Annotated in this window: 30 protein-coding genes, 1 tRNA gene and 1 pseudogene; 28 read left to right on the top strand and 4 right to left on the bottom strand. The window is 44.1% G+C overall.

Annotated elements, in window-relative coordinates:
* Positions 1-58: 58 nt before the first annotated feature.
* The 8 genes from ES896_RS02405 (at position 59) to ES896_RS02370 (ending at position 7,364) form a co-directional block, all read left to right on the top strand.
* On the top strand, positions 59-1,435 hold the full coding sequence (locus ES896_RS02405; RefSeq protein ID WP_135226368.1) for a C40 family peptidase: 1,377 nt from the start codon (positions 59-61) through the stop codon (positions 1,433-1,435).
* Positions 1,436-1,669: 234 nt separating this feature from the next.
* The gene (trxB, locus tag ES896_RS02400; protein WP_024719880.1) at positions 1,670-2,620 is read left to right on the top strand and encodes a thioredoxin-disulfide reductase; all 951 of its coding nucleotides are present in this window, start codon (positions 1,670-1,672) and stop codon (positions 2,618-2,620) included.
* A gap of 357 nt (positions 2,621-2,977) precedes the next feature.
* Positions 2,978-3,442 (top strand): 8-oxo-dGTP diphosphatase, encoded by a 465-nt coding sequence (locus ES896_RS02395; RefSeq protein WP_008348133.1) that lies wholly within the window; start codon positions 2,978-2,980, stop codon positions 3,440-3,442.
* Positions 3,443-3,481: 39 nt separating this feature from the next.
* On the top strand, positions 3,482-4,369 hold the full coding sequence (rapZ, locus tag ES896_RS02390) for an RNase adapter RapZ (RefSeq protein WP_024719879.1): 888 nt from the start codon (positions 3,482-3,484) through the stop codon (positions 4,367-4,369).
* Entirely contained in the window at positions 4,370-5,329 is a 960-nt protein-coding gene (locus ES896_RS02385; protein WP_008348128.1) for a gluconeogenesis factor YvcK family protein, read from the top strand.
* 17 nt (positions 5,330-5,346) lie between these two features.
* The gene (gene whiA / locus ES896_RS02380; RefSeq protein WP_008348125.1) at positions 5,347-6,297 is read left to right on the top strand and encodes a DNA-binding protein WhiA; all 951 of its coding nucleotides are present in this window, start codon (positions 5,347-5,349) and stop codon (positions 6,295-6,297) included.
* A 26-nt stretch (positions 6,298-6,323) separates the two neighbouring features.
* Positions 6,324-6,581, top strand: a complete 258-nt coding sequence (locus ES896_RS02375) for an HPr family phosphocarrier protein (protein WP_008348124.1) — start codon at positions 6,324-6,326, stop codon at positions 6,579-6,581.
* Positions 6,582-6,620: 39 nt separating this feature from the next.
* Positions 6,621-7,364, top strand: coding sequence for an arylamine N-acetyltransferase family protein (locus ES896_RS02370; protein WP_065461123.1), 744 nt, complete (start codon positions 6,621-6,623; stop codon positions 7,362-7,364).
* Positions 7,365-7,416: 52 nt separating this feature from the next.
* Here ES896_RS02370 and ES896_RS02365 read toward each other — a convergent pair.
* Together ES896_RS02365 and ES896_RS02360 are read right to left on the bottom strand one after the other, a co-directional pair.
* Positions 7,417-7,743: pseudogene (locus tag ES896_RS02365) on the bottom strand (ribonuclease); the annotation flags it as partial.
* Between the two features lie 342 nt (positions 7,744-8,085).
* The gene (locus tag ES896_RS02360; RefSeq protein ID WP_026050151.1) at positions 8,086-9,063 is read right to left on the bottom strand and encodes a 2-hydroxyacid dehydrogenase; all 978 of its coding nucleotides are present in this window, start codon (positions 9,061-9,063) and stop codon (positions 8,086-8,088) included.
* A gap of 563 nt (positions 9,064-9,626) precedes the next feature.
* Between ES896_RS02360 and ES896_RS02355 the strand changes: the two genes are divergently transcribed.
* On the top strand, positions 9,627-10,208 hold the full coding sequence (locus tag ES896_RS02355) for a beta-class carbonic anhydrase (protein ID WP_025208023.1): 582 nt from the start codon (positions 9,627-9,629) through the stop codon (positions 10,206-10,208).
* Between the two features lie 37 nt (positions 10,209-10,245).
* On the top strand, positions 10,246-11,868 hold the full coding sequence (locus ES896_RS02350; RefSeq protein WP_125589574.1) for a SulP family inorganic anion transporter: 1,623 nt from the start codon (positions 10,246-10,248) through the stop codon (positions 11,866-11,868).
* Positions 11,869-11,897: 29 nt separating this feature from the next.
* On the opposite strand, the gene ES896_RS02345 is transcribed toward ES896_RS02350, so the two are convergent.
* Complete coding sequence (locus tag ES896_RS02345) at positions 11,898-12,239, bottom strand: MazG nucleotide pyrophosphohydrolase domain-containing protein (protein WP_017368102.1); 342 nt, start codon at positions 12,237-12,239, stop codon at positions 11,898-11,900.
* Between the two features lie 136 nt (positions 12,240-12,375).
* On the opposite strand from ES896_RS02345, the gene ES896_RS02340 reads away from it, so the two are divergent.
* Entirely contained in the window at positions 12,376-12,954 is a 579-nt protein-coding gene (locus ES896_RS02340; RefSeq protein WP_048001956.1) for an LOG family protein, read from the top strand.
* Positions 12,955-13,009: 55 nt separating this feature from the next.
* Here the strand turns inward: ES896_RS02340 and clpP are convergent, their stop codons facing one another.
* Positions 13,010-13,606: an ATP-dependent Clp endopeptidase proteolytic subunit ClpP gene (gene clpP / locus ES896_RS02335; protein ID WP_007500118.1), complete on the bottom strand. Its 597-nt coding sequence runs from the start codon at positions 13,604-13,606 to the stop codon at positions 13,010-13,012.
* A gap of 253 nt (positions 13,607-13,859) precedes the next feature.
* On the opposite strand from clpP, the gene ES896_RS02330 reads away from it, so the two are divergent.
* The 17 genes from ES896_RS02330 to ES896_RS02250 all read left to right on the top strand — a co-directional run bounded on the left by ES896_RS02330 (position 13,860) and on the right by ES896_RS02250 (position 23,387).
* Positions 13,860-13,935, top strand: a tRNA-Arg gene (locus tag ES896_RS02330).
* 183 nt (positions 13,936-14,118) lie between these two features.
* Positions 14,119-15,105, top strand: coding sequence for a tyrosine-type recombinase/integrase (locus ES896_RS02325; protein ID WP_135226367.1), 987 nt, complete (start codon positions 14,119-14,121; stop codon positions 15,103-15,105).
* A 117-nt stretch (positions 15,106-15,222) separates the two neighbouring features.
* Entirely contained in the window at positions 15,223-16,095 is an 873-nt protein-coding gene (locus ES896_RS02320; protein WP_135226366.1) for a hypothetical protein, read from the top strand.
* A 12-nt stretch (positions 16,096-16,107) separates the two neighbouring features.
* Entirely contained in the window at positions 16,108-16,608 is a 501-nt protein-coding gene (locus ES896_RS02315; protein WP_135226365.1) for a hypothetical protein, read from the top strand.
* The gene (locus ES896_RS02310) at positions 16,605-16,952 is read left to right on the top strand and encodes a helix-turn-helix domain-containing protein (protein ID WP_048001679.1); all 348 of its coding nucleotides are present in this window, start codon (positions 16,605-16,607) and stop codon (positions 16,950-16,952) included. Before ES896_RS02315 ends, ES896_RS02310 begins: the two co-directional genes overlap by 4 nt.
* A 365-nt stretch (positions 16,953-17,317) precedes the next feature.
* Positions 17,318-17,653 carry a hypothetical protein gene (locus ES896_RS02305; RefSeq protein WP_135226364.1) on the top strand — a complete coding sequence of 112 codons (336 nt, stop codon included), beginning with the start codon at positions 17,318-17,320 and terminating at the stop codon, positions 17,651-17,653.
* 148 nt (positions 17,654-17,801) lie between these two features.
* On the top strand, positions 17,802-17,975 hold the full coding sequence (locus ES896_RS20025) for a hypothetical protein (protein ID WP_167764436.1): 174 nt from the start codon (positions 17,802-17,804) through the stop codon (positions 17,973-17,975).
* Positions 17,957-18,178 (top strand): DUF7695 domain-containing protein, encoded by a 222-nt coding sequence (locus ES896_RS20520; RefSeq protein ID WP_458208221.1) that lies wholly within the window; start codon positions 17,957-17,959, stop codon positions 18,176-18,178. Before ES896_RS20025 ends, ES896_RS20520 begins: the two co-directional genes overlap by 19 nt.
* Positions 18,159-18,356 carry a hypothetical protein gene (locus ES896_RS02295; protein ID WP_135226362.1) on the top strand — a complete coding sequence of 66 codons (198 nt, stop codon included), beginning with the start codon at positions 18,159-18,161 and terminating at the stop codon, positions 18,354-18,356. The genes ES896_RS20520 and ES896_RS02295 overlap by 20 nt, the downstream gene beginning before the upstream one ends.
* Positions 18,353-18,673 (top strand): hypothetical protein, encoded by a 321-nt coding sequence (locus ES896_RS02290; RefSeq protein WP_135226361.1) that lies wholly within the window; start codon positions 18,353-18,355, stop codon positions 18,671-18,673. Before ES896_RS02295 ends, ES896_RS02290 begins: the two co-directional genes overlap by 4 nt.
* A 209-nt stretch (positions 18,674-18,882) precedes the next feature.
* Positions 18,883-19,245, top strand: coding sequence for a hypothetical protein (locus ES896_RS02280; protein ID WP_135226359.1), 363 nt, complete (start codon positions 18,883-18,885; stop codon positions 19,243-19,245).
* Between the two features lies 1 nt (position 19,246).
* Positions 19,247-20,065: a hypothetical protein gene (locus ES896_RS02275; RefSeq protein ID WP_135226358.1), complete on the top strand. Its 819-nt coding sequence runs from the start codon at positions 19,247-19,249 to the stop codon at positions 20,063-20,065.
* A 163-nt stretch (positions 20,066-20,228) separates the two neighbouring features.
* The gene (locus ES896_RS02270; RefSeq protein WP_003212744.1) at positions 20,229-20,426 is read left to right on the top strand and encodes a hypothetical protein; all 198 of its coding nucleotides are present in this window, start codon (positions 20,229-20,231) and stop codon (positions 20,424-20,426) included.
* A complete protein-coding gene (locus tag ES896_RS02265; protein ID WP_135226357.1) occupies positions 20,416-21,177 on the top strand; it encodes an ATP-binding protein in 762 nt (253 codons plus the stop codon). The genes ES896_RS02270 and ES896_RS02265 overlap by 11 nt, the downstream gene beginning before the upstream one ends.
* Entirely contained in the window at positions 21,178-21,822 is a 645-nt protein-coding gene (locus ES896_RS02260; protein ID WP_135226356.1) for a hypothetical protein, read from the top strand. It abuts the gene before it with no gap.
* Positions 21,819-22,025 carry a hypothetical protein gene (locus tag ES896_RS02255; protein ID WP_135226355.1) on the top strand — a complete coding sequence of 69 codons (207 nt, stop codon included), beginning with the start codon at positions 21,819-21,821 and terminating at the stop codon, positions 22,023-22,025. The genes ES896_RS02260 and ES896_RS02255 overlap by 4 nt, the downstream gene beginning before the upstream one ends.
* A gap of 6 nt (positions 22,026-22,031) precedes the next feature.
* A complete protein-coding gene (locus ES896_RS02250; RefSeq protein ID WP_135226354.1) occupies positions 22,032-23,387 on the top strand; it encodes a DnaB-like helicase C-terminal domain-containing protein in 1,356 nt (451 codons plus the stop codon).
* The last annotated feature ends 43 nt before the right edge of the window (positions 23,388-23,430 follow it).

Here is a 23,430-nt window from a genome sequence, read left to right as displayed (position 1 = left end):
GCAGAGAATTTGCTGCTTTCTCATGTCGCTTGGGAAATTGTCAAAGGAGGAACTATACGTGAAAAAGTTTATTACTTTCGGTTTAGCTTCGGTGATTGGAGCGAGCGGTTTATTTATTCCATTTACTCATGAAGCAAATGCACAGAACTTTGAACAAAAGAAACAAGAACTAGACAGCAAGCAGTCAGAGGTAAACAAGAATCTTCAAAAGAAAAAAGAAGAGCTTTCAAAGCTTGAGGCAAAACAAGAGGCACTTGCGCTAAAGCTAAAAGAAATTGACGAAAAAGCTTTAAAAACAAGTGATCAAATCGAAGAAAAACAAAAAGAAAACGAAAAAACAAAAAAAGAAATCAAAGCACTGAAAAAAGAAATTGCTGATACAGAAAAACGTATCGAAGAAAGAAACGAATTCTTGAAAAAGCGTGTACGTGCGCTTCAAGAAAGCGGTGGTTCTACGAAATACATAGATGTATTACTAGGAGCAAAAAGCTTTAGCGATTTCATCAGCCGTGCAGGTGCTGTATCTACATTAATCAACGCAGACAGCGAAATCATTAAAGAACAAGAAAGAGACAAAGCGGAATTACAAAAGTCTGAAAACGAATTAAACACAAAGCTTGAAGATGTTCAAAAGACGCTTGCAAAGCTTGAAACACTTCAAACAGACTTAAATAAACAGCTTGATGAGAAAGACAAGCTATTCAAGCAAGTGAAAAAGCAAAAAGGAAGTGCCTCTTCTCAAATCAGCGAGTTAAACACTGAGGCAAACAGCATTGCATCTGAAAAAGACGCAACAATCGCTGCTCAAAAACAAGCTGAAAAAGAAGCAAGAGAAGCTGCTCAACAAGCAAAAGAAGAAAAAGCACAAAGACAACAGCAACGTCAAGCTAATGTTCAAGCAGAAGACAACAGCTCTAATAACGACAGCGGTTCTTCTTCAAATAACAGTGGATCTTCAAATAATAACAACAACAGCAGTTCACCAAGCAAAAAGCCATCTTCTGGCGGTGGATCACCTGTCAGCAATAACGTAGGCGGAATCGAAGGTGCAATCAGCACAGGTTCTACGATTGTAGGACAATCTCCATATAAATGGGGCGGCGGCAGATCACAAGCCGATATTAACGCACGTCGTTTTGACTGTTCTTCATTCGTTCGCTGGGCATTTGCATCAGCAGGCATCAACCTTGGACCAGTTGGCGGTACAACAACAGATACGCTTGTAGGTAAAGGAAGAGCTGTAAGTGCATCTGACATGAAACGTGGAGACCTTGTGTTCTTTGATACGTACAAAGTAAATGGCCACGTTGGTATTTACTTAGGAAACGGTACATTCTTGAACGATAACAGCTCTCGCGGTGTTTCAGTTGACTCTATGAGCAACGTTTACTGGAAAAAAGCATTCAATGGCGTTGTAAGAAGAGTCGTTGAATAAATCATTACTTACTATATAACCGTAAACAGGCTTCCTTAAACAGCAGTTTAAGGAAGCTTTTTCTTTTTTTGAAGATATGAGCAAATGATTCGCTTATTATCCGCAGATTTAATAGGATATGGGTAAGGCATAAAAGCTAAGAGTGGAAATGATGCTCTCTGTCATGAATGGAAGCATCACCCAAGGGCATTCTAATAAGAAATGCTAGCAGCAATTGAAGAGGGAGTGACAGTTGTGTCAGAAGAAAAAATCTACGATACGATCATCATTGGAGCGGGTCCTGCCGGAATGACAGCCGCTGTTTATACATCACGGGGAAATCTTTCAACACTGATGATTGAAAGAGGAATTCCAGGCGGCCAAATGGCGAATACGGAAGATGTCGAGAACTATCCGGGCTTTGAAAGCATCTTAGGGCCGGAACTTTCAAATAAAATGTTTGAGCATGCAAAGAAATTCGGTGCCGAGTATGCGTATGGCGATATTAAAGAAATTGTAGATGGAGAAGAGTACAAAATCGTCAAAGCTGGTTCCAAAGAATACAAAGGACGCTCTGTCATTATTGCGGCAGGTGCTGAATACAAAAAAATCGGTGCACCAGGCGAAAAAGAACTTGGCGGCCGCGGCGTATCATACTGCGCTGTATGTGACGGTGCCTTCTTTAAAAACAAAGAGCTTGTCGTGATTGGCGGAGGAGACTCAGCAGTAGAAGAGGGTGTTTACCTCACTCGCTTTGCGTCTAAAGTCACAATTGTCCATAGACGCGACAAACTTCGTGCCCAAAGCATCTTACAAGCACGTGCATTTGATAATGAAAAAATCGACTTTATGTGGAACAAAACCGTCAAAGAAATCAATGAAGAGAACGGGAAAGTCGGCAGTGTGACATTAATTGATACTGTGACAGGTGAGGAAGAAGACTTCAAAACAGATGGCGTCTTTATCTACATCGGTATGCTGCCGCTGTCTAAACCATTTGAAAATCTAGGGATTACAAATGCAGAGGGCTACATTGAGACTAATGAAAGAATGGAAACAAAAGTTGAAGGAATCTTCGCAGCTGGAGACATTCGTGAGAAAACACTTCGTCAAATCGTCACAGCAACAGGTGATGGAAGTATTGCAGCACAGAGTGCACAGCATTATGTAGAAGAGCTTGCTGAAAAGCTAAAAGCAATGAAATAAACAGCTGTCGTAAATCCTTAATATTGCGTCACGGGCTTTTAACTGGAATGTAACACGGGTGAAACAATTATCCGTTATGATGAAACTAGTAATTGACCCCCTTTTATAAGGAATACATGTTTGGCACGGATGTGAATCCGTGTCCTTTTTTTTGCTTAAAATCAGAAATTCACGAGATGTTCACAAATGACGCATGGAGAACCGTTAGATGTTGTAAAATAAAGAATAGAGAAAGTGCCCGTCACCATAATCATACGAAAACCTGTCTGTTTTCAGTGAAGAACGGGCATGTTCATTGTGGGAGTCATGATGAACCTGTATAATAAGAAAAAGACATAAAAGAGTAGGTGACAGCTGATGCAACGAGTAACCAATTGTGTGCTGCATCACGAAGATCAAGTTCTCTTGCTGCAAAAGCCAAGACGAGGCTGGTGGGTAGCACCTGGCGGCAAAATGGAGAGCGGAGAATCGGTCAAGGATTCAGTCGTTCGAGAATTTAGAGAAGAAACAGGCATTTATATTTTAAATCCGCAGCTAAAAGGCGTATTTACCTTTATCATAAAAGAAGGCGATCAAATCGTTCAAGAGTGGATGATGTTCACCTTTATGGCAGATTCCTTTACAGGAAAAAACGTATCAGAGTCGGAGGAAGGCATTTTAAAATGGCATGATGTAAAAGATGTGCCCAGCTTGCCGATGGCTCCAGGAGATTCCCACATTCTTGACTTCATGTTGAAAGGGAAAGGATTACTCCACGGCACTTTTACGTATACACCAGATTTTGAGCTGATTGCTTATCGATTAGATCCTCAAGGAGACTAATAAATGAACCGTTTTCATAAAGAAGGAGAGGGAGCAGGCATGAATACGCACAAACAAGATGATATTCAGCTTGTGATTATTACAGGAATGTCAGGTGCGGGGAAAACCGTTGCCATCCAAAGCTTTGAAGACTTAGGTTACTTTTGTGTGGATAACTTACCGCCATCACTTTTACCGAAGTTTCTAGAGCTCATGAAGGAATCAAATTCAAAGATGAGCAAGGTGGCCCTTGTGATGGATTTGCGTGGACGCGAATTCTTTGATAGCTTAATTGCTGCCTTAGATGAGATGAGTGATATCGGCTGGATCACACCAAGGATTCTATTTTTAGATGCAAACGATAAGGTGCTTGTCTCAAGATATAAAGAAACGAGACGTTCTCATCCCCTTGCGACAACAGGTTTGCCGCTCGAAGGAATTGAGATGGAACGCGATCTGTTAGAAGAGTTAAAAGGCCGGGCTCAAATGATTTTTGATACATCGGATTTAAAACCCAAACAGCTTCGAGAAAAAATTGTCGCACACTTTGCCACGAGCCAAGGGCAGGTGTTTACAGTGAATGTGATGTCCTTCGGTTTTAAATACGGTCTGCCGATTGATGCTGATCTTGTATTTGATGTGAGATTTCTGCCGAATCCTTACTATATTGAGAGCATGCGTCCACAGACCGGAAACGATGAAGAAGTACGCTCCTATGTCATGAAATGGAGCGAGACACAAAAATTCACAGAGAAACTAATTGACCTTCTCAGCTTTATGCTTCCGTCTTATAAACGAGAAGGGAAAAGTCAGCTGGTGATCGCTATTGGCTGTACAGGCGGACAGCACCGATCAGTGACGCTAGCGAACTACTTATCGGAGTATTTTAAAAATGACTACTATACACATGTCACTCACCGGGACATTGAAAAGAGAAGCAGAAAATAGATGACGACACTTCCAAAGGTGGTCATTCTTGGCGGAGGCACTGGCTTATCTGTTTTACTTAGAGGATTAAAGACAAAGCCAGTGGACATTACCGCCATTGTGACGGTAGCTGATGATGGAGGCAGCTCAGGCAGACTGCGGCATGATTTGAATATTCCGCCTCCAGGCGATATTCGAAATGTACTTGCGGCACTCTCTGATGTCGAACCGCTTGTAGAAGATTTATTTCAGCACCGTTTTAATAAAGGGAATGACTTAACAGGCCACTCTCTTGGCAACCTCATTCTTGCGGCCATGACAAATATAACCGGTGATTTTTTTCATGCCGTCACAGAAATGAGCAAGGTCTTAAATGTGAGAGGAAAAGTATTGCCAGCAGCGAATTCAAGTGTTGTTCTTCATGCTGAATTAGAAAATGGGCAAGTGGTAACAGGAGAATCAAAAATCCCAACCTATGGTGAGCGAATTAAACGAGTGTTCCTCACACCCGATACGATTGAACCGCTCCCAGAATCGATTCAAGTCATTCGTGAAGCCGACTTGATCGTCCTCGGACCTGGCAGCTTGTATACAAGTATCTTGCCAAACTTGCTTGTACCGCATATTGGCGAAGAAGTGATTCGTTCTAAGGCGAAAAAAGTCTATATTTGCAATGTCATGACACAGCCGGGGGAAACGCTTTCCTACAGTGCAGCTGATCATGTGCAGGCACTAAACGATCATATGGACCGACCATTTATCGATACGATATTTGTGAACAATAAAGAAATTCCAGAAGAAATCAAAGCAAAATATGCAGAAGAACAGGCGCAGCCTGTACAATTCGACACAGATGTACTCAAAGCCATGGGACTAGAAGTCATCCCTGGGGAAATCATTACATATGACCAGCATGTGATTCGTCATGATACGCTGAAAGTAGCTGCGCTGCTTGTCGATTTGCTGCATCAGAAAAAATAGGAATGGGGGTGGCAAGGATGTCATTTGCATCCGAAACAAAAAAAGAGCTGACTAATCTGGAAGTGAAGGACTGCTGCACAAAAGCAGAGCTTTCTGCCCTCATCCGTATGAACGGTTCATTATCTTTTTCTAATCGAAAATTGATTTTAGATATACAGACAGAGAACGCAGCCATTGCAAGACGTATTTATACCCTTTTGAAAAAGAAATACGATGTGACTGTGGAGCTGCTCGTTCGTAAAAAAATGAGATTAAAAAAGAATAATGTGTATATTGTCAGACTGGTAGAACGAGCGAAAACCATTTTAGAGGACCTAAAGATATTAGGTGAACAATTTGTATTTGAACGCAACATTTCAGAAGAACTTGTGAAGAAAAGATGCTGCAAGCGTTCCTATATGAGAGGTGCTTTTTTAGCAGGAGGTTCTGTGAATAATCCAGAAACCTCTTCGTATCACCTTGAGATTTTTTCACTATACAAAGAACATAATGATGCCCTTTGTGAGCTCATGAATCAATTCCATCTTAATAGTAAAACACTTGAACGCAAAAAAGGCTTTATCACATACATGAAGGAAGCGGAGAAAATTACGGAATTCTTAAGTGTTGTGGGTGCTCATAACTCATTGCTTCGTTTTGAAGATGTGCGCATCGTCCGAGATATGAGGAATTCAGTGAACCGGCTCGTCAATTGTGAAACAGCAAACTTGAATAAAACGATCGGTGCCTCACTGCGCCAGGTTGAAAATATTCAATTCATTGACGAAAAGATTGGACTAGACGCTCTGCCAGATAAGCTGCGTGAAATTGCGCAACTGCGTATTGACTACCAAGAAGTCACATTAAAGGAACTTGGCGAAATGGTGGAAAGCGGCAAGATCAGCAAATCAGGCATTAATCACCGTTTAAGAAAGCTAGATCAAATTGCAGAACAATTAAGAAACGGACAAGCTGTTACACTCAAATAGGGAAATAAAAAAGGGAGGCAGATCATATGGTGGAAAAAACGGTCACAATTCAGCTGAAAACGGGTTTGCAGGCACGTCCGGCTGCTTTGTTCGTTCAAGAAGCCAATCGTTTTGGTGCTGATATTTTTCTAGAGAAAGATGGGAAAAAAGTCAATGCGAAGAGTATTATGGGACTGATGAGCCTTGCGATCAGCTCTGGGGTCACCGTCAAACTAATAGCTGATGGAGCAGATGAACAAGAAGCCATCGATGCGTTAACGGATTTTATCAATCAAGAAAACTGAGTCTCTTTCAAGGGCTCAGTTTTTTTAGGAGGGAAAGTTGTGATTCAATCAGCCTTTTTACAGAAAATTGGATACGAAGCCGTGTCCATTACCTTTGATCAATTGCCTGATTTACTAAGGAAGATGGCTTATACCTTTCCTTTTGAAAATAGATCTGTGGTGGGTAAACACGCCTATGCTTTGGATCAAGAAGGTTTGAAGCTTCATCTTCTGGAAGGCAGCAGAGGTGGGCTTTGCTATGACCTCAATCCGCTCTTATATTATGTCTTAAAAGAGGCAGGTCTCGCTGTACAGCTCGTTCAAGGGACCGTATATAACAAAGAAGCGGAGAAGTGGGCACTGGATGGGACGCATGTAGCCATCGTCCTTCAACATCACCATGAGCGCTACCTCATTGATGCAGGATTTGGTGTAAATTTACCCCTTCAGCCCGTCCCTTTTACAGGTGAATGGGTGGAAGCACCGTCCCTTCGTTTTCGCGTGAACGCAGAGGAAACAGAAAAAGGAACCCATCTACTCCAATTGGATAGGGGAGCGGGTGCTGAAACAGGTTATGCTTTTACATTGAAAGAAGTCGGTGAAGATACACTTGTGCAATTGAGGCATGAGATTTATGAAAATGAAGCCTCTCCTTTTAACAAAAGGCCGCTTGCATCCAAACTGACACCAACAGGTCGTGTGATCGTGACAGAAGATCATGTCACGATACATGAACAGGAAGAAGTATCGAAGAAACCACTCTCACAACCGTTTGAGGAGTACGTACAAAAACTGCTTCCGTAAACAATATGAAAAAAGACAGCCCTTTTGACTTAGGGCAGTCTTTTTACAATGATTAACGAATCCTCGTAAATGTCGCATAGTGATCGGTTGTTTTATAAATGAGCCAGTCACTTGAGTATACTAGGCGGTCAGCATTACGGAAACCGGATACGTAGTTGATGTCGGCTTCACGCCATGTACGGCCGCTAGCTGATGGAAGGCGTCCCTCCCGATTAGAGAATACGTCTCCACCGATGCTTTTGCCCGGCGCGACTTCAGCTAAATTTCCTTTTGATGCCACCCATCCGAGGGCGCTCGCTTGTGATTTGGTGATGTAATTATCAGGTAGTCGTTTATAGCGGATTAAGTAATCTGCTACACCATCAAAGGTATTAATGACGGCAAGGGTACGAAGGTCTGGTGCAAGCTGTACGGAAGCAGTCTCATTTGTGGCTGTGGGTGTAAGTGATGTTTCTGCATGGACTTGCTGCGGGATAAATCCAGAAAACAGAATGGCAGCAATCAGAGCGAACAGAGTAAAAATCGAACTTATTTTTTTCATCTTGATCCTCCTCAAAAGGAAATGGGATGCCGTCCTCTTGATGCTTGTCTACCTCATATTATAGCACCGGCATATGAAGAGAATGTAAAGAATCAGGAGATTGGAAAAAATGAGGCTTTTTGACCTACTGTCTCTAGATGACGTAAACAAAAAGACGCAGTTCCCTGCGCCTTTTTTCAATTAAGATGAGGCAAGCTCCTTCACAATATCAACAGGGGCTTTACCGTCAATTCCGTGAATCACATTATGAATGGCTCGTTTCAGCATAAGATCTCTTGTCGTTTCAGTAGCGGAACCGATATGCGGGGCAAGCGTGACATTGTCCATCTCTTTGAAAGGATGATCTTCCTGAAGCGGTTCTTGCTCATACACATCCAGACCAGCTCCTTTAATCCACCCTTCCTGCAGTGCTTGAATGAGGCTTTTCTCATCGACGGTTTTTCCTCGGGAGATGTTCACGAATAAAGCTGTCGGCTTCATTAATTTCAATTCCCGCTCTCCTATCATATGGTACGTCTCATCCGTCAGCGGTGTGATTAACACAATGATATCAGCTTGCTTTAGCAAGTCATCCAGTGCACAATATACAGCGCCATAGGCCGATTCGGCTTTCTCGTTTCGGCTCCGGTTGTGATAGAGGACGTTCATATCAAAACCATGAGCGGCTCGTTTGGCTACTTGCTCACCGATTCGTCCCATCCCAATGATCCCAAGCGTTTGATGATGGACATCAATGCCGAATATATCTTCCTCTTGAACAAATTTTGTCCATTTTCCCTTGCGGATAAAACGATCAAGCTCGGCAATTCTCCTCGCAGAAGAGAGAATGAGCGAAAAGGCAAGATCAGCAACGGTATGATCGAGTGTATAAGGCGTGTGCGTACCAATCACGCCTCTTTGTCTCATGGCTTCTAGATCAAAATTGTCATAGCCGACTGAATTATTGCTTACCACCTTGAGTTGAGGTGCATGATCTAATAAATCTTGATCAATTTTCGTACCTGATGTTAAAAGGCCATCAGCCTTCTGCAGCTTCTCAAATAATAGATCTCTTGGGATCGGGTCCTTTGACTGCCATACCTCGTATGTACAATGTTCTTTTAACATGTCTTCAAAAGTGGCAGGTAAGGGTTTGGCGACAAAAATATGTGGTTTCATCATCAACTCGCTCCTTTCACATGGTCATCTTTCTCTTTTTATTATAAAGCAACCATTTTGGCAGTACACGTTTGAATATGAGCTGCTCAATATTTAATATACTGAAATAACGGAAAAGGAGAGATTTTTATAGTGAAAGAGTAAATGACATGGCCATCTGATGTCTTTTTACGATGTAGAAAAACGAGTGATTAGTAGATGAGTCATAGAAAAATGCTAGATGTTTCGAGAGATAATCTAACAAACTGGAAAATAGATCGAGACTTTTTGATAGAAAATTTATTATATTTGCAGTGTATTAAACGGGATGGTCATTTTCTACTAAACCATTTCATCGTCTTTTGGTGAAATGAGAGCCATTGTTTGAAAGCAAAAGCCGCATATCCCCTGTGCTGAAGCGGAACAAAGAGCAAAATAGAGAAAATGCTTACATATTCTCTCATCGTTTTCTCATTTTTTTCTTTTTTTTCTATCATTTTTCTTCTCTATGCTTGAGAACACACAAGGGAAAAGGAGGCCAGGTAAGGCGTTACAATCACTTAAAAAAGATAGGAGATGACAGGATGGGATCAACATTAGAACAGATTCTTCAGCACAATGCAGATTTTGTGAAAGAGAGACAGTATGAGCCTTTCAAGGCGGGGAAATTTCCTGAGAAGAAATTGGTCATATTAACTTGTATGGATACACGCCTGTTGGAATTATTACCCCAATCCATGGGGCTTCGTAACGGTGATGCGAAGATCATTAAAAATGCAGGAGCCATCGTCACACATCCATTTGGCAGTGTCATGCGGAGTATTTTACTAGCCATTTATGAGCTGAAAGCAGAGGAAGTATGCATTGTCGGACATCATGAATGCGGAATGGCAGGACTTGCGGCAGACCCTTTACTTGAAAAGGCAAAAGCACGGGGAATTGAGGAAAAGTGTTTGAGCATTGTGAAAAGCGCAGGTGTCGATTTAAAGGGCTGGCTGACAGGATTTGATTCAGTGGAAGAGAGCGTATCTCAAAGTGTGAAATTAGTCAAAGAGCACCCGCTCATGCCAAGTGATGTAGCTGTTCATGGACTAGTGATTCATCCGGCAACAGGAAAGCTGGATGTCGTTATAAAAGATAAACAGATCGACCCACAGTATACCTAAATCATCTACACATACTTGAAGGAGGCCAACACATACCATGCGTTTTTATGGAAGATTTGAAGGTTATGATTCATCAAAGTTTAGACGCGATTTAATCGCTGGGCTTGTCGTGGGCGTTGTGGCAATTCCTTTAGGCATGGCTTTTGCCATTGCATCTGGTGTCGGACCAGAATACGGATTATACACAGTCATCGTTGCCGGCATTTTGATTTCATTGTTTGGTGGTTCAAAGTATCAAATCGGCGGACCGACCGGGGCATTTGTTCCAATTTTATTCGGGATCGTCAGTCAGTACGGTATTGAAAACTTACTCATTGCTGGTTTTATGGCAGGCTGTATGCTTGTTTTATTCGGAATATTCAAACTAGGTAAGCTCATGAAATTTATTCCTCGTCCGGTTATCATCGGCTTTACTGCCGGCATTGCTGTCATTATTTTTTCAGGACAGATTGCCAACTTCCTCGGATTAAAGGGTGTTGAAAAGCATGAAAGCTTTTTCCTCAATATGAGAGAAATCGTGGTCCATCTCGGTACCGCAAACAGTCTCGCCATTCTCACAGCGATTGTTGGGCTCATCGTGATTTTGGCGGCACAAAAATACATTCCCAAAATACCTGGTGCTCTATTAGGTCTACTCGTTTCAACATTTATAGCTGTTCTCTTTTTTCAAGGACAAGTTGAAACCATCGGCTCTGCATATGGCGAAATCCCTCGTCAGCTGCCAACTTTCGCTTTTCCTGAATTGACGATTGAAAAAATGATGTATCTGCTACCGCCGGCTATTGTCATTGCGCTTTTGGGCGGCGTGGAGTCGATCTTGTCCGCGATGGTAGCTGATAATATGAAAGGTTCTAAACATGACAGCAATAAAGAACTCGTCGGACAAGGAATTGCCAATATGGTGGCACCGCTTTTCGGAGGGATCCCAGCGACTGGAGCGATTGCTCGTACGGCAACAAACATTAAAAATGGTGGAGTAAGCCCTATTTCAGGAGTCGTGCATGGTGTCGTCGTCTTGCTCATCTTAATGTTATTTGCACCATATGCATCGATGATTCCGCTTGCTGCCATGGCACCGATTTTGATGTTTGTGGCGTGGAATATGAGTGAGAAAAAGGAGTTTATCAATATTGTCAAAGTCAAAAATGCGGATTCCCTTGTGCTTGTCGTGACCTTCCTGCTAACGGTCATCGGTGATTTGATTATAGGGGTGACTGCAGGTCTCATTTTAGCGTTTATCGCCTTTATCAAAAAAATGAGCCAGACAACGAATATTTCCTCAAATGTTGCTGTTCCTCAAATCGAAACCGCAGCTGCCTTAGAAAGGGAGACCGATCAGAAAGGGATTAGTATGTATTCGATTGAAGGGCCACTCTTTTTCGGTACAACCGATTCATTGGAAAATTCGATTTTGGATCATGTTCAGACAAAGCCGAAAACACTCATTTTGCTTATGAACAAAGTGAATTATATGGACACCTCAGCAGAAGCGGTTCTGATGAACATTTCTAATCGTTTAAAGCATCACAATGGAAAATTGATGATTGTAGGGCTTCAATCACAGCCAAAAGAGCTTTTGCATCGTACCGGTCTTTTCCATCACATTGGAAAGCAGCATTTCTTTGAACGAACGGATGATATTTCACCACAGCAGCTATAAAAGGCTAAAAAAAGCACGTGACATGTCGGTCACGTGCTTTTTACCTGCTCTTTTTCACTAGAAAACCGTTGTGTGAGTTTCTGTTGATGGGAAGAGAAGACCTCTTCTACTGTTACATCATAGAGATCAGCTAGAACAAGTAGATTTCCTAAGACATCTCCCATTTCTTCAATAAGGTCCTTTCTTAACGCAGCGTCCTCCTGTGTTTTCTCATCAGGTCGATCGCGTCCAATTTCGACCGCCCTGACTGCGCGAGCGAGTTCACCTGTTTCTTCCATCAGGAAACCTAACCTGATAAACGGCCCGTATTCTGTCCAATTTCTCATTTTGTAGAAATCTTTGATCCATTTTTCCATTTCAGTTGTTTGCATTCTCTTTATACAGCTCCTTATATGGTGTTCACCTTCTGATTTTACACTATATATAGATAGAGCGGCTGTTTCTTTACAATGAATTATAGTAGAATGAGTGGGTGAAGAAATCATAGAGAGAGATGGAGCTGTTTTGATGAAAACGATTTGTGTGTTTGCTGGTTCGAATCCAGGTGTGAATGACATCTACAAACAAAAAGCTGTCGAGCTAGGGGCTTATATGGCAGAGCAAGGAATCCGCCTTGTATACGGTGGCTCACGAATTGGCTTAATGGGAGCTATAGCGGATGAGGTATTGAAAAACGGCGGGCAAGTGATCGGAGTCATGCCAAAAGGGCTTTTTAGAGGAGAGGTTGTGCATCAAGAGCTAACCGAATTGATTGAAGTCAAAGGGATGCATGAACGAAAAGCGAAAATGAGCGAGCTGGCCGATGGGTTTATTGCCATGCCAGGTGGTTTTGGTACATATGAAGAATTATTTGAGGTGCTATGTTGGGCGCAAATTGGCATCCATCAAAAGCCAATCGGATTGTATCAAGTGAATGACTATTTCAATCCGCTCATAGACATGGTGAAGTTTAGTATACAGGAAGGTTTTTCGAATGAATCACACCTTCAATTGCTACATGCCTCTGGAGAACCGGAAGAATTGATTTCACAGATGGCTTCCTATCAAACACCAACTCTTCAACAGAAATGGACGGAGCTGTCTTAAAATAGATGCATAACAAAAAACCGTCTGTTCAAAGAGCAGACGGTTTGTTTTGTGATTATTTTTGTTCTTCTGTATTACGGGTCAAGACTTTGTCAATGAGTCCGTATTGAAGTGCTTCTTCCGCTGTTTTAAAGTTGTCACGATCTGTATCGCGCTCAATGACTTCAATTGGCTGACCAGTACGTTCAGCAAGTACTTGGTTCAGTTTATCGCGTAAAGAAAGGATTCGTTTTGCCGCAATTTCAATTTCTGTTGCTTGACCTTGCGCACCACCTAGTGGTTGGTGAATCATCACTTCACTATTTGGAAGGGCATAACGCTTACCTTTTTCACCAGCAGCAAGCAGGAACGCACCCATAGATGCAGCCATACCAATACAAATAGTTGATACCTTTGGTTTAATAAATTGCATCGTATCGTAAATGGCCATACCAGCTGTGATCGAACCGCCAGGGCTGTTAATGTAGATAGAGATATCTTTTTCTGGATCCTCGGCTTCTAAGAAGAGAAGCTGTGATACGATGGAGTTGGCAACATTGTCATCGATCGCAGAACCAAGCATGATAATACGGTCTTTTAAAAGACGAGAATAAATGTCGTAAGCTCTTTCCCCACGATTTGTTTGCTCAATGACTGTAGGTATTAAATTCATAATGTTCCTCCTTCACCTTTTAGGTAAGTATGTAATTCAATGATACATTTTTGGTCAATAAAGGTCAAACAAAATGCTGACCTAAAATCAAATACCCCTATCCATTTTCCCCAAAACTCTTCCACTTCAAACCATCATATGAGTATATGTATGGGAATGAAGAAAATGCATGGACAGGGATAGTGATTAATCATTGCTTTCTTGCAGCATTTCCCTTATAATTTGATATGCTGACGTTCAAAAAACAAATCGTGCGCTCGTAGCTCAGTTGGATAGAGCGGTGGTTTCCGGTACCACGTCTGCCGGGGGTTCGAATCCCTCCGAGCGCGTTACAACGTTTTAACGCCGTTATATCAACGTTTTCCAACGGTCCGTTAATGCGATAAGTGTACGGAAGGACGCGATATAGGAAGAAACGGACAGTCGTTTTTATCCGATTTCGTGTCTTAGCGGACAAACTAGACCGATTCTCTACGAAGCCTTGCGGAATAATTTCCGGGAGGCTTTTTATTATGGCGATTACAAGAAGACGGCAAGGCGTGCGCAATAGGCGCGAGGTAAGTAACGATCGAATGCGGTCCTCATTCACGACAATACAAGACGCATCAGATGCGGTAGTTACCGTTATGACCGCGCAAAACTTTAGAGAAAGAACCATCGGGGACTACTGCGCCTATTTCCGCGAATTTTTGGCCGAGACCGCGTTAGAGCCCGCGATGCCAATTACGGCAGTCACCGAAGATCATTTTCATACTTATATTACGATAATGTTAAAGAAGCGGGGACTATCACCGGTGACGATTAACATTCGGCTAGGCGGTATAAAATCGTTATTCAGTAAGATGGTAGAACGCGGGCTTATCAACGAAAGTCCCTGCGAGCGGGTGACGAAGCTGCGCACCGATCAGTCTATCGTTAAAAGTCTTACTGATTCGCAGGTAAGGAGATTCTTCAGCGTCATTGATAAGGATACTTTTGCCGGCTTCAGAGACTACGTGGCGTTTTATCTTTCGTTGAAATGCGGATTAAGGTCGAATGAATTAGAAGGACTTGATCCGGCCGACGTTGATTTCGATAATAAAGTATTGATGTTACCGGGCGCAATCAACAAGAACCGCAAAAATCGTATGGTTCCGATAACCGATAAAGTTGCCGAAAATCTCCATCAACTTCTATTAGAAACGGAAGACTATTTCGGAGTTGCGAAAAAGGTATTCGTAAATCAGTACGGTGATGAAATGGCGAAAGAGCATTTACGCAAGCGAGCGGCCAAGTACGCTGGAATGGCGAACCTTAAAGGAGAGTGCCGCGCAAGCATCCATAGCCTGCGTCATACGTTTGCGATCAACTATCTACGAAATGGCGGAGACATCCGTTCATTACAAAAGATACTTGGCCACGCTGATTTAGAATCTACGCAAGTATATCTCGACTATGTTGACGATGTCGTCGTGGAGCAGTTCAATAAAGCGAATAAAAACGACACACTCGAAGTGTGAAAAAATACCCCGCCTGATTAGGCGAGGTTTTTTTATTTTAAATGTCCCGATTTCAGCAGACCGCATGCGACTGTACTTATGAAAGCAGTCATCAGGAAATAAAATGAGGTGAACAAAATGACTTTACCTAACTTATCAGGTTTTAACTATCTACAATTGAGCGGCGATATAGCTGCAACTCTTAAACAGAAAGAAATAGTGATGAAGGAAATAATAAATAAGGCTTACACCGATCTAGGGAAGGAACTTAAACATGCGCAGGACATACTATCTAAAAATGGATACGGATGTTTCAGAGAATGGACTGATTCAATCGGGCTAAAAAAAGACACGGTTAATAGGTTGATTCAGAGATACGAGTTGATTGTCGCAGCGTGCGATCATCAAGCCGATCTACTCGAAGACCTCCCCGTTTCACTAACGTATGAAATCGCCCGCCCATCCGCAGACTCCACCGAACCGAAACGGCAGGCGAAGCAAGCGGTCCTTGACGGAGAGGTTAAGACGTTAAAGGAGTACCGCGAGCTTCTAGCGGAGAAAGAAGCGGCTGAGAAACGTGCGCAAGAGGCGGAATCTCAACGACACCTCGCCGAAAAGGAAGCGGACTTATTGCGAAACAAACTCGAGCGAGTAGAGGAAGTTGAGCCGACAACAGTGACGGAATATGTCGAGGTCGAAACGACTAATCCGAAGTTAGTAGCCGAGAATGAACGCTATAAAGAGCTGTTCGGAGATATCTCGATGTATGAGGGGCGAACGACTCGCGTGACTAATGGCGACGCAATAACTTATACGGTTTACGAGTTCTCCGAGGACGTTCGTAAATTCGTTGAGAAGTACGGTCATTTGACGCATTTCGTCCAAGAATTTAACGGAATGATTATCGAAGGCAAGCAGGAGTACAAAAAGGCTATACACGCAATGCAAACGTTAATGCGTTCGATTGATAGATCAATAGACGAAGAAGATTCAATTATTATAAACGGATAAGGGGCGATTAAAATGATCAGTATTAAAAACGTAAAAGATGGCGGAGTAGCTTATATTTTCGGAGCAGAATATGTGGAGGTTGCGAAGGCGTTATTTCCTCAGTTTGCGCAGCGATTACTGGGCGTAGAGGAGAAGCCGTTAGTTTCAAAAGGGAATGAATTGAGCGGAATTAGAAAACGAATTGAAAGGTCGCTTCCAGCTCCACAGAAAACAGGCGCATCTTACAACCGTCTTAAAGGGTTATCTGACGAAAAGGCTGCGAGTGAACTCATTTCGATTCTTTATGAAAAAATAGGCAAGTCAGATCCAGTACGTCTTCGACCTTTCTATACGGAAGTCGAGTCGACCCTCGGAGTGCAGTTTTCGAGACTCCATAAACAACGTCTTAATGCGCCTAAAGCACAAAACGGGAAATATCCTCACCGTAAAATGGATACGATTCTTTTGCACGCAAGTAGAGAAGCCGTACTTGAAATTGCAGAAAACTATGTATTCGGAGGTGTTCGAATGTGAACGATCAGGTAGGCGTTTTAGATCTACGTGAACATAAATTTACTCAAGTCGCAAGTAGCGTACTGGCTGACGGTAAGATCCTCGATAAGAGCGCGCAGAAACTCGTATACACGATGCTTTCGATGCACGCGGATAATCATAGTAAGCAGTCGTTTCCTTCCGTTAAAACTTTGGCGGCGGAATGCTTATGCTCGGAAAATACGGTTCGGAAGGCGCTGACAAAACTGAAAGACGTCGGCTTGATCGATATTAGGGAACGGAAAAGTAAGGAAAGCGGGCAGTTATCGAATCTCTATGTATTGCTTCCGATACCGTCTTCATTCGATGCAGACAGGGGTTCATGAGGTGAAGCCGTCCCTTGCTCAAACGACAGACGAACTATACTCATTTACTATATTCATTATCTATACTCAATTAAATAATAGCGCTCAATTAAAACCTTTCGCGCAGATGCTTATTTAAAAGATATATTTATCGCGATAAAGGTTATTTGCAAAGAGTAAGCGTATGCGAACGAATTGCTACGGTTTTAAATAAAACGAAAAGAGGTGCGTTATGTTTACGGAATACGAACTCGTTACTATATACGAAGCACTTGCCACACTCCATCCGACTACTCGCGCTCAATTTAAAGATGACGTAGAGGTAGCGGTTTCTGACTTAAGCGACAAAGTATTGCGACTAATAAACGAAAAGGAGTCCGATAATCATGACGATTAACATTCCGATCTCACCCGACTACAAACTTACATCCGACGCCCACAACATCATCGTCAACGAGCGCTATTTCACCGATCCGACCAAATCGCCGGGCTGGCCGAAGAAACTTGCCGAGAATCCTGACGCCGACCCAACGCCCGTCGAGCGTTGGCGAGAGGTCTCGTATCACCCTACGATTGATCGCGCCGTCTTGGACGTAATGAACCGTCAGATCAAAACGTCGGATGCGTCTTCTTTAGCCGAGATTGCGCAAATGGTACGGGAATTTCGCACGGAATTAGCGGCGGCACTGACGATCGAGGGCGCTAATACTACCGACAAATAAAACGGCTGGGAGGCGGTTAAATCGTGTTTAGAAATATCCAGTGCGGTAATTGCGGAAACGAATACGATGATTGCGAGATCATTACGAATAGGTGTCCGATCTGTTGCAGCGGTAAAAAACAAATTCCGAAATAGGAGGCGGTTAAATCGTGGCTAAAACGTTTGACGCTAAGAAACTCGAAGAGACATACGGTCATCTTGGACTTACTGTTCGGAAATGTGAGCAGGGAGAAGTTGGCGGTATTTTCGTAAAGTCCAGTGACGGATCAAAACGCGAGATAACTATGGAAGACTTATTTCCGGGATGGGAGGACGTCAAATGACTAAAAAGATACTTCGTAACGCAATCAAATGCAAGCACTGCGCCGAGATAATCGAATCAAAATCAACGCACGATTTCCGAAGATGTTCCTGCGGAAAAGTATTCGTTGACGGGGGATTTGCATATCTACGTAGGGGATTCCCGGAACAACCCGCCGAAAATCACTTCGAGGAGTTGTCAAAGTATGAAGAAGACGAAGGATGAAGAAATCGCAGAATTACGTCAGGCTGTGGCGGCGCTTATTGCGGAGAATGAGCGGATGGTACGCGCCTTAAGACTAATCGAAGAAAAGTCGGATACACCGATACGAGAAAACGTCGATGACGTGCCGGTAACGGTTCTATACGAAATTAACTTACACGCAGAGGAGGCGTTAAAATGAAGCCGGAAATCACGAAAGAGCAGGCGGAAGCTATAACGTATTTAAGAGGACTCGGCAGGGACGACGAATATATTTTGCGTAACCATCGCGAATATATTATGAATTGCGCGGTACTAAACAAATTAAGTCTCGTATCGTTAGCGGCTGCTTTAATCAACGGATATGAAATCGTAATGACACCGGAAGAAGTACTACAGGAGTATTACGTTGAGGCATTCCACACGGCATGGGACGAGAGGGCTGGACACGATATCCAAGACGCCATTAGATATACGCTCGAAACGCTCGGAATCAAAATCGAAGGTGTGAATGCGTAATGAAAATGACATACGAACTCTCGGACATAAGACGCATTATCGATAATGATCTAGCGAAATTCGGACAACGCGTAAAATCAATTGCGTACAGTTACTATACGTATAATGGGAGCGTTGATATAGCGGGTATTGATCACGATTACCAAGAGAAGCGTATAAACGGAATAACCGTAGAAACTGAGTCTACCGAAGAATAGGAGGCGAAATATGTGAACGAAAAGCCTATCGAAAAATGGACGGCACGCGACTTTATCGTCTATCTACACGAACGCCATCTCGAATTCTACGGCATTAAATACGTCGCTAACAACCGCGGCATGGAAGCGCGGAACCTAAAGACGATGATCGGCGAACATGGAGCGGCTATTGTACGGGATTTTATCGACGCGTGCTTTGCGGCTAAGAAACCGACGGCTCAATGGCCCGGCTGCAATTTCGGATTTATGTTTTCGTATATGCGAGACCGGCACCTGCCGCCGTTGCTCGTAAAGCAAAAGACGGCTGAGCAGTCGGAAGAAGACGATCAAAGGGCGGCTCAGCAGTCGCAAATAAACTACGGGGAGTTGTTTTAGTATGACGAAGTATAAGACGGAGAAACGTAAGGCACGTGTAGGCGAGCGAATTTTGATTACGAATGTAGATGTTAATGAAAAACGATATGAGAATGGCGCGGTACTAGATGTTGTAGATTCTCAGGGGCGGATAGTACACGATAAAGAAGGTCGGCTTATCTACGACCACGAATACGAAGTCATTGTTGGAGAGCATACGCCGACCCCGAACCTATACGAAATGAGCTATGACGAATTAGCTGCACTGGTTGAGGACGCAATGAAGGCGCTAAGAACACGCTCATATAAGAACGGCTACGATCAAGGGCGTTTTGACGCGGAAATTGAGTCGGCGCATGGTACGTATGAAAAGTCCGATCAGCAGAAACGAGATGAGATCGTAGCGAAAGCGAAGGAAGATGTCGAAACGCTGAAAATGCGCAACCGATTATCTAAGGCGTTTACTATCCAAGTCATCGAGAGACCGAAAAGCAGAACCGTTGAAGCTACGGCAAAAGTGCCGAACAGTCGTAAAGCATTTTATGGAATCGCCAAGTGCGCCCCTACCGACTGCTTCAACGCACACATCGGCAAGGCAATTGCGCTAAGACGTGCGCTAGGTCTCGAAGTGCCATCGGAGTATCTGAACGTGCCGCAGCCGACAGAAGTGCGTGTGGGTGACGTGGTGCGAGGAATATACACGGGTGGAAATGAGACGTATGAAGAAACGTTAAGGAAAATTGAAGGTGGAAGATATACGTATGACTCAGGTGGGTTCGATTATATAGAGGAAACTGACCTCGTAATCATTGACGATTCAAGGACGGAGGTAAACGGATGATTGACGCGGATAAGTGGGCTACCTTTGCGAAGTATGTCCGCGAGACTGTAAAAGTGCGATGCCCTCATTGCGGATTTAGCGAAAGGTTTCCGAAAGAGTCCGTACCAAAGCAGATTAATTGCGAAGGTTGTTATCGGGAATTTAACGCAAAGGAGGCGCTTAATTGACGCTTCATCGATGGCTTAAAACAGGCGGAAGAAAAAGCTATGGCGGTGTCGATTGGTATTATACCGGTGGCGGATGGAAGGCGAACTTCAATGAACAGCGTGTGAAAGGCGAAGATAAAAAGATGCGCTCAAAACACGAACGAACTTTACGTAAACGAATTGACCGAAAGGAGGCGGCTATGAATGACGAATGAATCACGATGCCTACTCGCAAGCAAATGCGCCCAAGCTGGCGGTGTTAATTGTACGAAACACTGCGAGCTATACCTCGGCTTGCATGGCTTAGACGGCGGAGGCGGACGGTCGGGGGCGGCTGGCTTGGCGGAAGATTATCGTCTAGTGACGCTTCAAAACTCGCCGGCACGCGCAGATCAATACGAAGTCTACCGAGCTGCCGACTCTTACGCGCAGACATTCGAACGCCAATTCAACGCAGAAGCTGATCGCATTAAATCGTTGTATCTCTACAGTAATTCGCCAGGAACCGGCAAAACTACGACGGCGGCGGCTCTGTTGAACGAATACTTAACGGTCCATTACATCGGCGCCTTAAAACGAGGCGTACAACCCGACCAGCGTCCGGCTTATTTCCTCGACGTCAACGAATGGCAAAACGAATACAACGAGTTTAATAGACCGCGAGTACCCGACGCGATCGCAGAGCCGGCAGCAAAACGTTATTATGCCGCGCTAGAAGCAGCCAAACGGGCGCCATTCGCCGTCCTGGACGACATAGGCGTACGAGACGCAACGGACGGATTTCGCGGCGATTTACACACCGTAATTAACCACCGCGTGACTAACCGTATGCCAACCGTTTATACGTCAAATATTAGATTGGAAGACTTGCCGGAAGTATTCGGAGAGGCGCGGCTAGCAGACCGTATCGCCGATCAGTGCAAAGAAATCGTCTTCGCAGGCGGATCAAAAAGGAGGCGGTTGTAAATGAGCGGATTATCATTGACGGAAATTCAGTACCTACGCGACCTACTCGTTGCGGATTCGTTAGCTAACGGAGATGGCACGGCTAAATACGCCATTTTCGATAAACTAGATGCGCTTGAATTTGCGGATCATACGCCAGTCTATAAAACTGGCGACCTAGTTTCCGTCGAAGGCTATAAAGGACGCGTCTTCTACATTGACTGCGCTAGGTACATCGAGGAAACGTCGAAAGAGGCCGTCTTTAACTTTATTGAATACGACCTGTACGACGCGATTAACGGCGAATGGCTCGAAGCGTTCGAGGCAGACATGGCGTTAATTGCAGACGCACTAGTTGCGGAGGATTTCTTGGCGGACTTCAATCTCGAAGACTATCCGCCGGCAAGGAGTACCGTTTATCTAATAAACTACGAAACGGAGGCGGCTAATGTGGCGGCAAAAGAACAGCCGAAGACACCGAGACAGTTAAGCGCGATTGAAGCGGAAAAGCGTAAGCAGGAACGTAAAGAGGCGGCGACACAAACCGACAACCTACTCGACATTTACAACTGGAACAAGGCGCAGTATGACAAGACGGGTGACTTAGCGTTTAAGGCGAAGATGGACGATGTAATGGCGAAACTGAAAGGCGTTGAACAGTCGTGAAAATTGGTCATCTAACATTCGGTACACCGGAATATGTTCGCGTGACTAAGATGGCCGAGCGTGAAGCATTCGAGAAAGATGCGACAGAGGCGTGGGATAAGTGGGACGCAATGGTAGAAGATAGCCCGACGATTAGCGAGAAGGAAGCGTTGTACAAAATTCTTGAAGACGTCGAAAGTTTACTATATTTAGAAAGGAGCTGATCGCCGATGAGTTTCGGAACGAGCCTTTTGTCAAAAGTAATCGAAGCAAACGATCCGTCGGCTTTATTGCGCTACGGCTTGACACGAAAGGATTTTCAAACGGATGGCGAGCGGGCAGCATTCGAGTATATCAGTTCCTACGCGGAAAAGAACGGCAACCAAGCGCCGACAGCCGAGATGGTAGCGACTGAAGTTCCGACTTTCCAACCGGAATTCAGCATCGAAGCACCGTTTGAGTACTTGGCGCAGAAAACAAAAGGAGCGGCAGCTTTTAACGATTTCGCCAAGACGGCTGAATCCGAATTATCCGAGCGGTTTAATCGCGCCCAAGAAAACGGAAACCCGCAGGAATTTTTTGATTGGTTGAAAACCGTAGCGGAAGAGAGTACAACAAGAACAAGCGTTCGCAAAACGGTGGGGACAAACGTCGTGACAGACGTCGATAAGTTCAAAGCCGAATACGAAAAACGCAAGGCTGGCGAGTCTTTCCGCATTTGGAACAGTAAGTTTCCGGCGCTTAACAAAGCGATCGGCGGATACGTCAGTTCGAACATGTACGTTGTCTATGGAAAGTCAGGACGCGGTAAGTCGGCGATTACGCTTGAAGAATCGATTAATTGCGCAATTCAAGGCGCTAACGTACTTATATGGTCGATGGAGATGGGATGGTTCGAGGTGCTTGTACGTATCTACGTATCACTTTCAGGTGATCAAGGCGTTGCTTTAACCGAAATCGACGGTCAACAAATGGAAGCCGGCTTTGATTCGAGGGACGTCCGCCAAGGCAAGTTATCGGAAGAGTTCGAGGCGGGCTTTATGGAATTTATCGCGACGCTGAATACGCTAATAGCCGGTTCTATTACGGTTCGTGCTGTGGACGACAAAGACTTCGATTCTCGTTCGCTGCGTGATCTCAAAGCGGATATTGAGCAGACGAAGGCAGACGTAGTTATGATCGATCCGTTCTACTACCTCGATTACGAATCAAACTCGAATAAAACGACAGGCGGTGCGGCTGCCGATACGTCTAAAAAGATGCGTCGTTTAGCCGGTACGATGGACGTTGTCATTTTCGCCATTACACAAGCCGGAGAAGATGACGCGACTGAGGACGAGGGCGGAAATCGTGAAATTAAGCTGCCGAAACGAAAAGACGTAAAGAAAACGTCGTCCTTACTAGAAGACGCCGCGGTATTAATTCCGGTCGATACGAACGTAAGAGAAGGACGCGGCTTGATCGGCGTCAACAAGGGGCGAGATGGTGGCGAAGATGAAGTCGTAGAAATCGTATATCTGCCGCAAGTCGGCCTAATTAAGCAAGTGGCGACCGGAGAGACTGCGCTAGAAGAGTTCGGATTCTAGGATAATGGTTTTAAATGGAATGCCTACCATGAATTACACTGCA

Origin of the sequence: Bacillus sp. 005/A4HT-01/001, from assembly GCF_004634445.1 — a bacterium.
Taxonomy (GTDB): domain Bacteria; phylum Bacillota; class Bacilli; order Bacillales; family Bacillaceae; genus Bacillus; species Bacillus altitudinis.
Note: the sequence above shows the minus strand (reverse complement) of the source record. Positions and strands in the feature narration are given on the sequence as shown.